The sequence below is a fragment of the Ruegeria sp. BK1 genome (assembly GCF_056535645.1).
Genome location: NZ_JBQFIS010000001.1, coordinates 2,268,497 through 2,281,120, shown reverse-complemented (window position 1 = coordinate 2,281,120; position 12,624 = coordinate 2,268,497). Strand labels below are relative to the sequence as shown.

Genomic DNA, 12,624 nt, shown 5'->3' with positions numbered 1-12,624 from the left:
CCTGACTTGCAATTCACGTTTGCGCAGCCTTGAATGAGTGCACCATTCAGGAGGGGCGCGGCATGACGACTTTCGTTGACGTTACAAATGCCTACAGGGGGGCATGGGCGCGATGGCACGTTTTTGTGCCGGTATACATCGCCGTACGGCTGCTGCTGGTGGCCCTGATTGCGCCCGGCGTGGCGATTGCGGTGAACTTGGCGGTCTCGCTGTCCGATCAGACCGCCCTGACCGATCAGGATATCGCGGCTTTCATCCTGTCTCCGGTCGGCTTCGTGGTCGCGATCGCAGTTCTCAGCATCCTTCTGCTGGCTGAAGTGTTGGTGTTTTCCGTCATGGCCGGATCACTGCGGATGGGGGAAAGCGACGCGTGGCGGGCGGGCAGTTCCGCGATCCGTTTGATCCTGTCGCGCTTGCCTGCGCTCTTTAGTTTTGCCGCGCGGTTTATTTTGCGGGTTTTGCTGTTGATTCTGCCTTTCGCGGCCGTCTCGGCCCTGATCGCGTGGTGGACGCTGACGGAATATGACATCAACTACTACCTGACCTTTCAGCCTCCGTCCTTCTGGATTGCGGTAGGGCTGATCGGGGCAGTTATGTTGGCGATGGCATGGGTGTTGATCCGCCGGCTGTCGGCCTGGGCGCTGGGTCTGCATCTGGTCCTGTTCGAAGGGGTTGCTCCGGCTAGCGCCTTTAACATCAGCGCCAACCGGATGGAGGGTAAACGCGGGCGGTTGAAAATTGAGCTGGCGATTTGGCTTGTCCTGCGCCTTGTCATTGCCGGTTTGATCGCAACCGTTGCAGGGCTTCTGTTCGATCTGGTTCCGTTGCAAGGAGCGGCGCATCTGCGGCTGGCACTGATCTATAGCCTGATCGTTGCGGGTCTGTGGTCGCTGGCCGGGCTGATCCTGGCGGCAACTGCACTGGGCGCTCTGGCCGTGTTGCTGGATGGGTTTTTCGAGATCAAGACCTCGGAACCGCCGCACCCAGAGCCGGGCAACCTGCGTGTGCCGCTTTTGGGCGCCGTCGGTGCGGCCGCTGTAGCGGTGCTGATCGGGCTATGGTTGGGGCAAGGCCTGCTTGAGAACATTCAGGCCCCAGACCGGGCCGAGGTTATTGGACACCGGGGCGCGGCGGCGTTGCGGCCCGAAAACACCATGGCTGCTGTTGAAAAAGCGATCGAGGATGGCGCGGATTGGGTTGAGATCGACGTGCAGGAATCGGCGGATGGCGTTGTAATCGTGGCCCATGACAGTGATTTCATGAAACTGGCCGGTGTGCCCACCAAGGTCTGGGATGCCACGATGGAAGACGTGGCCGAGATCGACATCGGCAGTTGGTTCGATCCTGAATACGCCGATGAACGCACCCCGACCCTGCGACAGGTTCTGGAGGCAGCCAAAGGCAGATCCAAGGTTATTGTTGAGTTGAAATATTACGGCCACGACGTTGATCTGGAAAACCGCGTCGCCGCGCTGGTGGAAGAGTTCGACATGCAGGACGACATCGCCACCATGTCGCTTAAATACCCCGCCGTGCAAAAGATGAAAAAGCTGCGCCCAGATTGGCGCGCTGGTGTTCTGGCGGCGACTGCCGTCGGCGATCTGTCCGGGTTGGAGGGTGAATTTGTCGCCGTTAACGCAGCGATGGCAACGCCGGGATTGGTTCGTAGCGTTCAGGCGGCAGGCAAGGATATCTATGTCTGGACAGTAAACGATCCACTGCAAATGTCTGCCATGGCCTCAATGGGTGTGGACGGGTTAATCACCGATCGCCCCGCCATGGCAAATGAGGTCCTGCGCGTTCGTGCCGAGATGGGTCCGGCTGAACGCCTGCTGTTGTGGTTCGCCACCACCTTCGGAATGTCCGTCGATACCGAGACGATGCGCGATGAAAGCCCTTAAGTCAGCCATCCTCGTGGTATTGATGGCGGGACCTGCCGCAGCTCAGGACATCCTGCGCAATCTTGAAATGCCCGCCCACCGCGCGTTGATTTCAGTCGCGACCGGTGCTCCTCTTGCGCCATTTGAAACCGACGGCTGTTCTGGCGGTTTGTCATCAAGCTGGCGCTTCGTGGCCGAAACCTTTCCCAAGTTCCGCGCGCTCTATCGGGCGCATCCGCCGTGGGAATATTGCTGCGTGACCCATGACCGCGCATATCACAATGCAGGGGCCGGGCTTTTTGCTGAGGACAGCTATACCGCGCGCCTGTCTGCCGATGACACGCTGCGCGCCTGCGTCAAGCAGCACGGCGCCGATTACGCCCAAGAATATGCTGTTCTCTACGATATGACTCCCGACCAGATTCGCACCGCCCATTCGGTCACGGCCGAGGCGATGTATGCAGCGGTCCGGTTTGGGGGTGCGCCATGCTCGGGGCTGCCCTGGCGTTGGGGGTTTGGGTATCCGGGATGTTCGGTGTTTCCGTCTCTTGCACCTGCGCGCGAATGACGTGGTGACAGCCCTTGGATTTTCGATTATCCAACATTTCAAATACGCGAATTGGGAATCTTTCAGATGGCTGAACACAAGCACGGCGAAATGGACATCAAAGTTCAGGAAAAAACCTTTGACGGCTTTATCAAGGCCACCACCTGGTGCGTGGTTGCGATTGCCTTCCTGTGCCTCTTCTTGGCGGTTTTCGCCTCTTAAATTCAAGAATCGGGGTCGGTTGTGATCAGGATTTTAATGGCCTGCCTGCTGGCAGTGACAGTGGCCGGCTGCACCGGATCGCAACGCCCGCAAGCCGAGCAGGCCGAGATCGTGTCGCGATCTTATCGTGATCCCGGGCCGTCGACCCTGACCCTTTATACGATGATCAGCACCCGGACGGGTTCGGGTGCCCACACGTCGCTGATGATCAGTGGCAGTGAAAGGGTGATCTTTGACCCTGCGGGATCATTCCGGGCGGATGTGGTGCCGATCAAGGACGACGTCCTGTACGGCATCACCCCCAACGTGGAACGCGCTTATCGCAGCAGCCATGCGCGTGAAACGCACTATGCGCGCATCCAAACCGTCGAAGTGACCCCCCAGCAGGCCGAGATTGCCCTGCAGCTTGCCAAGCAGTCAGGGCCGGTTGCAGGTGCGTTTTGCGCCAATTCGACGGCTCAGTTGCTGCAGCAGGTGCCGGGGTTCGAGCAGATCGAAACCACCTTTTATCCCGTCAAGCTGTCGGACCAATTTGCCCAGCTACCGGGTGTTCAAACCGCCGAGTACCGGGAAAACGACGACGCCGATCTGCAAACCGGTCTCGCCTTCAACAATGCGCGTTTGAACCAGTTGGAGGCTAGCTCAGCCCAATAGGTAGAGCAGTCCGTAAAGCGTTGCGGCCCCGCTGAAGATGGCTGCGATCACGTTCTTGGTGACAATCCCGACGGCCAGCGTGACCGCAGCGGCGGTCATTCTTGGGACATCTGGCTGCCCTTCGGTCGCGGTGGGCCAGACCACCAAGGGCGCGATCAGGGCCGGTACTATAGCCACCGCCGTGTAACGCAGGTGCCGCAGCAGCCATGCGGGCATCGGGCGGTCGCCAACGATGCCGATAAAAGTAAAGCGCAGGGCAAAGCTGCCCACGGCCAACCCGAGGATGATGATCCAGATGGTGGTCGTGTCGATGTGGGTCATGATTTCCTACGCTCCAGAAACAGCTCGGCCTGCGCACCTGCGATCATGCCCGCCGTGCCAGCAATCAACAGACCCAGATTAAAGGGCACAGCCACGGTCAACAGCGCGACCACGATGGCAACCAGAGCGGCGATTACATGCGCTAGCGTGCGCATCATCGGGCCGATCATGGCCAGAAAGGTGATCGGTAGCGCAAAGTCCAGCGCCCAGCTTTCGGGAATTTGCGTGCCCAAAACCGCCCCCAGATAGGTCGCCAACAACCACAACGGGGTCAGCGGCGTTGCGGTGCCAAAGAAATAGACCATGCGTTGCGGGATGGTCATGTCCGGCTCTTTTTCGAACCGCATGATCGAGCAGGCATAGGTCTGGTCCACCGTCAGATAAGCCGCACAGGCCCGCTGCCACAGCGGTGCCGCCCCCAGATACGGCGTCAGCGAAGCGGAATACATCGCAACCCGCAAGTTCACCGCCAAAGCCGAGGCCAGCACGATCGCAGTGGGTGTATTGTCCTGCAAAAGCTGCAAGGCGGTGAACTGGGCGGCCCCGGCAAAGACGGTGGCGGAAAAAGCCAGCGTTTGTACGACGTTCAGCCCGGCTTCGGTCGAAAAGACGCCGAACAGGGTACCAAAGGGGATCGCAACTAAGATGAACGGCGTCCCGTCGCGAAAACCCTTCCAGAAGTATGACTTGGATGTGGTGTCTGCCATGGCTAAATCCTATGGTGTTATCCGCAGCAGTAGCGGTCTTGGGAAAGGGTTGCAATTGGCCACCGAACAGAACCTGTCAGACTATCTCATTGCCCCTGATCCGGGCGCTGCACGCCTGACCCGCGCGGTCGAGGGCGTGGACCAGAATGGTGAGGTCAGCCACATCTCGGTGGTCGAGGAACGCCCGCTGACCATTTTCCTCAACTCGCAGGAAATCGTGACGGCGATGACAATTGGTGATTATCCCGAATATCTGGCACTGGGCTTCCTGCGCAATCAGGGGATGCTGCTGGCCGATGATGACATCACCCGCGTTGACTATGACGACGATCTGGAAACCGTGGTCGTGCGGACCGCGCGTGAGACATCCTATGAGGACAAGCTCAAGAAAAAGACCCGCACCAGTGGCTGCGCAGTGGGCACGGTCTTTGGCGACATGATGGAGGGGCTCGAGGGTGTGCGCCTGCCACAGGTTCAGGTTCGGACCTCGTGGCTGTATGATTTGGCCGCCAAGATCAACCGCACGCCGTCATTGTACCTTGAAGCCGGGGCGATACACGGCACGGTGCTGTGCCACGAAAGTTGCCCTCTGGTCTATATGGAAGACGTGGGTCGTCACAACGCGGTCGACAAAATCGCGGGCTGGATGCTGTCCGAGGGCGCGGTGGCCGAGGACAAGATCCTCTATACGACGGGCCGTCTGACCTCCGAGATGGTGATCAAAACGGCGATGATGGGCATCCCGGTGCTGGCGTCTCGATCCGGGTTTACGGCGTGGGGCGTCGAGATCGCACGCGAGGTCGGCCTGACCCTGATCGGTCGAATGCGCGGCCAGCGGTTCGTGTGCCTTTCCGGCGAGGACCGCCTGCTGCGCGACATCGACCCGGCCAGCGTGGCGGTTGAGGATAAGAAAAACAGGCGGAAGAGTGCGGAGTAGACATTGACTTACAAATATCACTGGTCAGAACAAATTGACGACAAGATCCTCGTTAGAGCCATGGGTAAGTGCAGGCAAAGTAACACCGGAAAAGGCGCTCACTGGGGCTACGTGGCATTGGATTCAATAAGAGGAATTTTGGCTGTTGTTGGCGGGATTGTTGTCGCTTTCATAGCGTTTCGTGCGCTTAGCGCTCTCCCTCTGACACAAGGTCTTTTTGCACCTGTATCCGGCGGGATAATTGGAGCTGGCGTGCTTTTTTTTGCGGAACGTTTTTCCAGAAGGCTGAAAGTCGGGCAGATGATGGCATCGCCGATTTACAACGGCGGAACTGACTTTACATTCACACCAGACGGTTTGGATATGCGGTCGCCCTATGTAACTTGGAATGTTTCTTGGCGTGCTGTTGAGAAAGTTATCGAAGATAAGGCTGGGTTCTTCTTTTACGCTGGTGCTTTCGTCTATGTGCTGCCCAAGAAACTTCTGAGCACAGGGGACGCTCAGAACTTCCTTGAAACGGTTGAAAACTGGCGTTTTGCGGTGAGGGCAGCTTGACCCGCCCCCTCGGCATCATCCTCGCAGGCGGTCTGGCCACCCGGATGGGCGGCGGTGACAAGGGCCTGTTGCAAATCGGCGGACAAAGCCTGCTTGGTCATGTGATCGACCGCTTGTCCCCGCAGGTGGACAGTCTGGCGCTGAACGCCAATGGCGATCCCGCGCGGTTTTCCGACCTGAACCTGCCGGTGATCGCGGACACGGTCGAAGGGTTCGCGGGCCCTCTGGCCGGTGTTCTGGCTGGGCTGGACTGGGCCGCCGAAGAAGGGGCCGATTGCATCGTCACCGCCGCTGCCGACACGCCATTTTTTCCGCGCGATCTGGTGGCCAGACTGGTAGACGCCGCCGAAGGGCAGACCCGTCCGCTTGTGCTGGCCACCACGCCGCGCGCGGGGGACGAGGCGCTGAAATCCGGCGGTGGCAAACGTGTCAACCGGCACCCGACCTTTGGCCTCTGGCCCGTTGCGCTGCGCGAAGATCTGCGGGCGGCGTTGCAGGACGGTTTGCGCAAAGTGGTGATCTGGACCGACCAGCATGACGGGCGCGAGGCGCTGTTCCCCGCCGACCCGTTCGATCCGTTCTTCAACGTCAACACGCCCGACGATCTTGCGCGGGCCGAACAACTGTTGGAGCAGGCATGAGGGTTTACGGCGTCACCGGCTGGAAAAACGCTGGCAAAACCGGGTTGATGGAGCGTTTGGTTGCCGAGATCACCGGGCGGGGGTTTTCTGTCTCGACCCTTAAGCATGCGCACCACAGCGTCGATGTGGATCAGCCCGGCACCGACAGCTATCGCCACCGAACGGCGGGCGCGTCCGAGGTGCTGCTGGCCTCGGGTCAGCGTCTCGCGATCATGCAAGAACTGCGCGGTGCGCCCGAGCCTTCGATGGCGGATCTGCTGGCCCGGCTGTCTCCGATCGATCTGGTGCTGATCGAAGGGTTCAAACGCGAGGATCACCCCAAGATTGAGGCCTTCCGGGCCGAGGCCGGGAACGCTCTGATGGCCCCTGGAAACCCGACGATCCGCGCCGTGGCCAGCGACACGCCGCTAAAGGTCGACCAACCGGTTTTTGACTTGAACGACACGGCGGCGATTGCCGATTTCATCCTGCAAGAGGTGGGGCTATGACCAAACCCGACATCACACCTCCGCCCTTGCGCAACGATTGTTTTGCCTTGCCTGCCGGGGTGAACTGGACCCCGGTCGAGGACGCGCTGTCCTTGCTGCGCGACCGGCTGACCGTGGTTGCGGGCGTGGAAACCCTGCCCTTGGCGCAGGCCACAGGGCGTATTCTGGCGCAGGAGGTTATCGCCCAACGTTCGAATCCGCCGCAGCCCAATACGGCGGTGGATGGCTATGGCTTTGCCGGGGCCGCGCCTGACGGGCCGCAAGTGATGCCGCTGCATCCGGGGCGCGCGGCGGCTGGGATACCGTTTGACGGCTTGGTGCCCGCAGGCCATGCGCTGCGTGTGCTGACCGGGGCAGCGCTGCCTGCGGGCGTTGATACCGTCATTTTGGAAGAGGACGTGACCGTTCAGGACCGGCACATTGCATTTCACGGACCCCTGAAACGCGGCGCAAATACCCGCAAGGCAGGCGAGGATGTGGCTGAGGGCGACGCGGTTCTGCCCGCCGGACGTCGCCTGACCCCGGCCGATCTGGCGCTGTTGTCGGCCACCGGTCTGGCCGAGGTTCCGGTGCGCAAAGTGCTGCGCGTGGCGGTTCTGTCTACGGGGGATGAACTGGTCGAACCCGGTGAATCCGCCGGTCCGGGCCAGATTTACGATGCCAACCGTCCGATGCTGTTGTCCTTGTTGGAACGCATGGGGTTTGAGGCGGTCGATATGGGCCGGGTGCCCGACGACCGCGAGGCGTTGCGGACTTGTCTGAACCAAGCCGCTGAACGAGCGGATGTGATCTTGACCAGTGGCGGCGCGTCTGCAGGGGATGAGGACCATGTCTCGGCCCTGTTGCGGCAGGCAGGGGCGATACAGGAATGGCGGATTGCACTGAAACCGGGTCGGCCTCTGGCGCTTGGGATGTGGGACGGAACGCCTGTGTTCGGCCTACCGGGAAACCCAGTGGCCGCGTTGGTTTGCACGTTGATCTTTGCACGTCCTGCCTTGGGTCTGTTGGCAGGCGAGGGTTGGCTGGAGCCGCAAGGATTCGACGTGCCCGCCGCCTTCGAGAAACGCAAGAAACCGGGCCGCCGCGAATACCTGCGCGCCCGTGTGCGCGATGGACGGGCCGAGGTCTTTGCATCCGAAGGATCAGGCCGGATCAGCGGGCTGAGTTGGGCAGAGGGTCTGGTCGAGATTGAGGATGGCGCGCGCCATATCCGACCGGGCGACCTCGTCCGGTTCATCCCCTATGGTAGTTTCGGTCTTTAATCGAAGGTCCCGGCAACCCGTCCCAACAGCATGAACGCCCGCGCGGTGCGCGTATCGCCCAAGGCCGTCAGATCAGCATCGCTGGCTTCGGGTTCAAACTCGATAATCATATGGTCGAACCGGCGCAGAAAGTGATGTGCAGCGTCCCGGAAAATCGGGTCTTGCTTCATCCGGGCCGAAGTCAGCGCCAGAGAGGAGCGGTCCCGGATGCCACCCAAGGCCGCCACGGATCGGCCCCGCGCGCCTTGCGCAAATTGCCGCCAAATCTCGGGGCGCGCCATGTCGGGGCGCAGGTCATCCATGTAGATGCCTTCCTGACTAAGCAAGGTCAGAACATCCTGAGACGCCTGTACCAGTTGCGCCGCCTTGCGATCCTTCAGCGCCAGCCGCAGGGCGTTGAACCCTTCGGTATCTTCCTGGGTTTCCGGGAAATTCAGTGCGCGAATAAACACATCATTGCTGAGCGGGGGCGCGATATCTTCGGCCTGCGTACCCAGTTCCAGCGTGGTCTGATCCCCGTTTGCGTTGGGCGATTTCCCTCGCACCGGCTCAGTACGTTGGGTCGAGAATGTGGCCAGCGCGGTTTCGGTCTTCTTCGCGGTCTCAGCGATCTGGTCCAGCTTTTGCGTGACCGCAGGCTCATACCCGCTGGAGCTGCGCTGTTGCTGGGCGATGAACGTATTGCGCAACGCATCGATCGAGGTTTGCAGCCGCGTGCTTTCCTCGCGCATGATACGGCTGGCCCGCATCGCAGTCGCTGCAACCCAGATCATCGCAACGGGCATGAACACCGCCAGCAATGTCACCACAAAGCCGCCACCTTCGACCTTGTCGGGCAGCACCAGAAACACGACCGAAACGATCAGCCAGATCACGCTGAGCGCGATGGCCGCGATCTCGATCTCGGTCAGGGCAGGCAAGGCGGGCTTGTCATAGATACCCAGCGAAGTTGGCTGCTCGGCTTCCTGCTCTGTCGTGGGGTCGGACATGCGTGCGCTCCGGGGTCAGGCGTATTCGATAGTCAAGATCTCATACGAGCGCACGCCGCCGGGGGTGCGCACTTCGACGCTGTCGCCTTCATCCTTGCCGATCAGCGCGCGGGCGATAGGGGATTTGATGTTCAGCAGACCCGCTTCGATATTGGCCTCATACTCGCCCACGATCTGCCAGGTCTTTTCTTCGTCGGTATCTTCATCAACCAACGTGACCTTGGCGCCGAATTTCACAGCACCGGACAGCTTTGCCGGGTCGATCACGTCGGCCAGCGACAGGATGCCTTCAAGCTCTTTGATCCGGCCTTCGATAAAGCCCTGTTTTTCGCGGGCCGAGTGGTATTCGGCGTTTTCTTTCAGATCGCCCAACTCTCGGGCCGAGGCGATCGCCTCGATGATCGCAGGGCGCTCGACGGATTTGAGGTTTTTGAGCTCGGCTGCGAGCGCGGCATTGCCCGCAGGCGTCATTGGAATTTTTTCCATATTCTTGTCGTCCACGCGTAAAGTGATTAGCCCCGCCGCACGAAATAGGCGCCGGGGCGAATGAATGGGTCGTCAATTACCTGACCTAAATGGCGTGGAAAATGCAAGGGGGCTAAATCGCCCCGATGCGGATTACAGCCTAGGCGTAGCTGATCACCTCGAATTCGATGCCATTGTCATCGTCGAAATAGAATCGTTTGCCCGGTTCGTAATCCGCGTGGGATTTTGGCGTGAATCCGGCCTTGACGACTTTGGCCTCGGTTTCGTCGATATCTTCGACCAGAACACCCACATGGTTCAGCCCGCCCACGATGTCATAGCTGCTTTCGGACGACGGTTTCGGATCGCTGGGCGCATAAAGCGCCAGATAGGTGTGCGCGCTGCCAACATGGACGGTGTATCCTCCGGCAATGGCCGGACCCTCCCACCTGGTTTTCCAGCCAAAGACGTCGTGCATCCACTTGGCCGAAGCCTGTGGGTCGCGGACGGTAAAGTTGGTGTGTTCAAGCGTCGCCATCATGGGATCTCCTTTGCGAATTGAGGCTTGTCCCGACTCACCGTAATTTCTAAACCTAACTTTAGGTCAAGAGATTTATAGAGGTTGAAATGGCGGTATCCGAAGGACTGGCAATTGGAGCTTTGGCCCGGCGCACAGGATTAGCGGTGTCGACCATTCGCTACTATGAGGCGCAGGGGCTGATCACACCGTGGCGCAATGCGGGCGGGCAAAGGCGCTATCAGCGTGCCGATATCCGGCGGTTAAGTTTTGTTATGATCGCCCAGCAATTCGGTCTGTCCCTGCCGGAAATTCGTCAGGTGCTGTCGGGCCTGCCCGGAAACCGCACTCCCACGCCGCAGGATTGGAAAGAGATCAGCGTCGGGCTGCGCGCGCACCTGGATCAGCGAATCGACACGTTGACCCGGCTGCGGGACAATCTGGATGGCTGCATCGGCTGTGGCTGTCTGAGCTTGCCCAAATGCGCGCTCTACAATCCCGATGACCGGGCAAAATCCAAAGGAAGCGGCCCCAGATACCTCATGGGGGACACTCCTGAGGGCTGAAGTGTCGAATAGCGGCATTGTTACGCCGTGTTTCGATTGACCTATGTCTTTCTCAGCATGTAATCAGCCGTGAAACAAAATTGCGCCAGCCAAGCTGAAACAGCGCCAATTCGGAAAGTTAGCTAAGGAGCCCACGATGGCCGATATTGAACGCGAAGCGATGGAATATGATGTGGTGATCGTGGGCGCAGGTCCTGCGGGCCTGTCGGCGGCCATCCGTCTGAAACAACTGGATGCCGATCTGAACGTCGTGGTGCTTGAGAAAGGCTCGGAAGTGGGCGCGCACATCCTGTCGGGCGCGGTGCTGGACCCGTGCGGCCTGGATGCCTTGATCCCGGACTGGAAAGAAAAGGGCGCGCCGCTGAACGTGCCGGTGCATGAAGACAATTTCTATATGCTGGGTGAAGCCGGTCAGATACGTATCCCAAACTTCCCCATGCCGCCGCTGATGAACAACCACGGTAACTACATCGTCTCGATGGGCAATGTCTGTCGCTGGATGGCCGAACAGGCCGAAGAGCTAGGCGTGGAAATCTTCCCTGGCATGGCCTGCTCGGAGCTGGTCTATGGTGAGAATGGCGAAGTCAAAGGCGTGGTCGCCGGTGTCTTCGGTCTGGAAGCGGATGGTTCCTATGGCCCCAACACCGAACCGGGGATGGAACTGCACGGCAAATACGTCTTCCTGTCGGAAGGCGTCCGTGGCTCGCTGTCCAAGGAAGTGATCGCCAAATACGACCTGCAAGCTGGGAAAGAGCCGCAGAAATACGGCGTCGGCATGAAAGAGATCTGGGAGATCGACCCGGCCAAGCACAAGGAAGGCACCGTGACCCACACCATGGGCTGGCCCTTGGGCAGCAATGCGGGTGGCGGATCGTTCATTTATCACCTGGAAAACAATCAGGTCTATGTCGGTTTCGTGGTGCACTTGAACTACAAAAACCCGCACCTGTATCCCTACATGGAGTTCCAGCGCTTCAAGCATCACCCGATGGTGGCCGAACTGCTGAAAGGCGGCAAGCGCGTGGCCTACGGTGCCCGTGCGATCACCGAGGGCGGCTATCAGTCGATGCCTAAGCTGGTGGCACCGGGCGTGGCGCTGCTGGGCTGTTCGGCGGGCATGGTCAACGTGCCGCGCATCAAGGGCAACCACAACGCGATGCTGTCGGGCAAGGCCGCAGCCGAGGCCGCCTTTGACGCCATCAAAGCCGACCGCTCGGGTGACGAACTGACCGCTTATGAGACCGACGTACGCGACGGCGCTATCGGTGCAGACCTGAAGAAGGTGCGCAACGTCAAACCGATCTGGTCGAAATGGGGCCTGACCGCATCGCTGATGCTGGGTGGTCTGGACATGTGGACCAATACGCTGGGCTTTTCGCTGTTCGGTACCGTGGGCCATGGCAAGAACGACGCCGAGGCGACTGAGGACGCCAGCAAACACAATCCCATCGACTATCCCAAACCCGATGGTGTGCTGTCTTTCGACCGTCTGACTAACGTCTCCTTCGCGGCCACCAACCACGAAGAAAGCCAACCCTGCCACCTGAAGCTGGCAGACCCGGCGATCCCAGTCAGCGTCAACCTGCCCAAGTTCGATGAACCGGCACAGCGCTACTGCCCGGCGGGTGTCTACGAAATGGTCGAAGACGAGAACGGCCCGCGATTCGTCATCAACTTCCAGAACTGTGTTCACTGCAAGACCTGCGATATCAAGGATCCCAGCCAGAACATCACCTGGACCACGCCGCAGGGCGGTGACGGGCCGAATTATCCCAACATGTAAGCAAAAAACAGGCAATGGCGGCGTCGTGAAGGCGTGGCCATTGCCTCTTTCCGACCGAAGCCCTAGCTTGTGTGGCAGTCAACAATAGCA

General features: G+C 59.9%; 16 protein-coding genes. 11 read left to right on the top strand and 5 right to left on the bottom strand.

Annotation, left to right across the window (positions count from 1 at the left end; translation table 11 throughout):
* Nucleotides 1–62: 62 nt before the first annotated feature.
* From ACR3E7_RS11465 to ACR3E7_RS11450, 4 genes are all read left to right on the top strand, one after another.
* Nucleotides 63–1,901, top strand: coding sequence for a glycerophosphodiester phosphodiesterase family protein (locus ACR3E7_RS11465; protein WP_480504462.1), 1,839 nt, complete (start codon nt 63–65; stop codon nt 1,899–1,901).
* Nucleotides 1,888–2,448: a hypothetical protein gene (locus ACR3E7_RS11460; RefSeq protein WP_480504463.1), complete on the top strand. Its 561-nt coding sequence runs from the start codon at nt 1,888–1,890 to the stop codon at nt 2,446–2,448. Before ACR3E7_RS11465 ends, ACR3E7_RS11460 begins: the two co-directional genes overlap by 14 nt.
* A 66-nt stretch (nt 2,449–2,514) precedes the next feature.
* A complete protein-coding gene (locus tag ACR3E7_RS11455) occupies nt 2,515–2,649 on the top strand; it encodes an aa3-type cytochrome c oxidase subunit IV (protein WP_170772630.1) in 135 nt (44 codons plus the stop codon).
* A 21-nt stretch (nt 2,650–2,670) separates the two neighbouring features.
* A complete protein-coding gene (locus ACR3E7_RS11450) occupies nt 2,671–3,303 on the top strand; it encodes a hypothetical protein (protein WP_170772628.1) in 633 nt (210 codons plus the stop codon).
* On the opposite strand, the gene ACR3E7_RS11445 is transcribed toward ACR3E7_RS11450, so the two are convergent.
* Both ACR3E7_RS11445 and ACR3E7_RS11440 read right to left on the bottom strand, forming a co-directional pair.
* On the bottom strand, nt 3,292–3,624 hold the full coding sequence (locus ACR3E7_RS11445) for an AzlD domain-containing protein (protein ID WP_170772626.1): 333 nt from the start codon (nt 3,622–3,624) through the stop codon (nt 3,292–3,294). The two genes, ACR3E7_RS11450 and ACR3E7_RS11445, sit on opposite strands and share 12 nt — an antisense overlap.
* Nucleotides 3,621–4,331 carry an AzlC family ABC transporter permease gene (locus tag ACR3E7_RS11440; protein ID WP_480504464.1) on the bottom strand — a complete coding sequence of 237 codons (711 nt, stop codon included), beginning with the start codon at nt 4,329–4,331 and terminating at the stop codon, nt 3,621–3,623. The genes ACR3E7_RS11445 and ACR3E7_RS11440 overlap by 4 nt, the downstream gene beginning before the upstream one ends.
* Here ACR3E7_RS11440 and ACR3E7_RS11435 point away from each other — a divergent pair.
* The 5 genes from ACR3E7_RS11435 to ACR3E7_RS11415 are packed head-to-tail and all read left to right on the top strand — an operon-like array spanning nt 4,330 to nt 8,214.
* On the top strand, nt 4,330–5,268 hold the full coding sequence (locus ACR3E7_RS11435) for a formate dehydrogenase accessory sulfurtransferase FdhD (RefSeq protein ID WP_480504465.1): 939 nt from the start codon (nt 4,330–4,332) through the stop codon (nt 5,266–5,268). The genes ACR3E7_RS11440 and ACR3E7_RS11435 overlap by 2 nt on opposite strands.
* Before the next feature lie 3 nt (nt 5,269–5,271).
* A complete protein-coding gene (locus ACR3E7_RS11430) occupies nt 5,272–5,823 on the top strand; it encodes a YcxB family protein (protein WP_480504466.1) in 552 nt (183 codons plus the stop codon).
* Nucleotides 5,820–6,464, top strand: coding sequence for a molybdenum cofactor guanylyltransferase MobA (gene mobA / locus ACR3E7_RS11425; RefSeq protein WP_170772619.1), 645 nt, complete (start codon nt 5,820–5,822; stop codon nt 6,462–6,464). The genes ACR3E7_RS11430 and mobA overlap by 4 nt, the downstream gene beginning before the upstream one ends.
* A complete protein-coding gene (mobB, locus tag ACR3E7_RS11420) occupies nt 6,461–6,952 on the top strand; it encodes a molybdopterin-guanine dinucleotide biosynthesis protein B (RefSeq protein WP_170772617.1) in 492 nt (163 codons plus the stop codon). Before mobA ends, mobB begins: the two co-directional genes overlap by 4 nt.
* Nucleotides 6,949–8,214, top strand: a complete 1,266-nt coding sequence (locus ACR3E7_RS11415) for a molybdopterin-binding protein (protein ID WP_480504467.1) — start codon at nt 6,949–6,951, stop codon at nt 8,212–8,214. The genes mobB and ACR3E7_RS11415 overlap by 4 nt, the downstream gene beginning before the upstream one ends.
* On the opposite strand, the gene ACR3E7_RS11410 is transcribed toward ACR3E7_RS11415, so the two are convergent.
* From ACR3E7_RS11410 to ACR3E7_RS11400, 3 genes are all read right to left on the bottom strand, one after another.
* Complete coding sequence (locus ACR3E7_RS11410) at nt 8,211–9,203, bottom strand: hypothetical protein (RefSeq protein WP_170772613.1); 993 nt, start codon at nt 9,201–9,203, stop codon at nt 8,211–8,213. The two genes, ACR3E7_RS11415 and ACR3E7_RS11410, sit on opposite strands and share 4 nt — an antisense overlap.
* 15 nt (nt 9,204–9,218) lie before the next feature.
* Nucleotides 9,219–9,689, bottom strand: a complete 471-nt coding sequence (gene greA / locus ACR3E7_RS11405; protein WP_170772611.1) for a transcription elongation factor GreA — start codon at nt 9,687–9,689, stop codon at nt 9,219–9,221.
* A gap of 139 nt (nt 9,690–9,828) precedes the next feature.
* Nucleotides 9,829–10,209: a VOC family protein gene (locus ACR3E7_RS11400; RefSeq protein ID WP_170772609.1), complete on the bottom strand. Its 381-nt coding sequence runs from the start codon at nt 10,207–10,209 to the stop codon at nt 9,829–9,831.
* Between the two features lie 86 nt (nt 10,210–10,295).
* Between ACR3E7_RS11400 and soxR the strand changes: the two genes are divergently transcribed.
* Both soxR and ACR3E7_RS11390 read left to right on the top strand, forming a co-directional pair.
* Nucleotides 10,296–10,751, top strand: a complete 456-nt coding sequence (gene soxR / locus ACR3E7_RS11395) for a redox-sensitive transcriptional activator SoxR (protein ID WP_480504468.1) — start codon at nt 10,296–10,298, stop codon at nt 10,749–10,751.
* 136 nt (nt 10,752–10,887) lie between these two features.
* Nucleotides 10,888–12,534, top strand: a complete 1,647-nt coding sequence (locus tag ACR3E7_RS11390; RefSeq protein WP_480504469.1) for an electron transfer flavoprotein-ubiquinone oxidoreductase — start codon at nt 10,888–10,890, stop codon at nt 12,532–12,534.
* Nucleotides 12,535–12,624 lie beyond the last annotated feature (90 nt).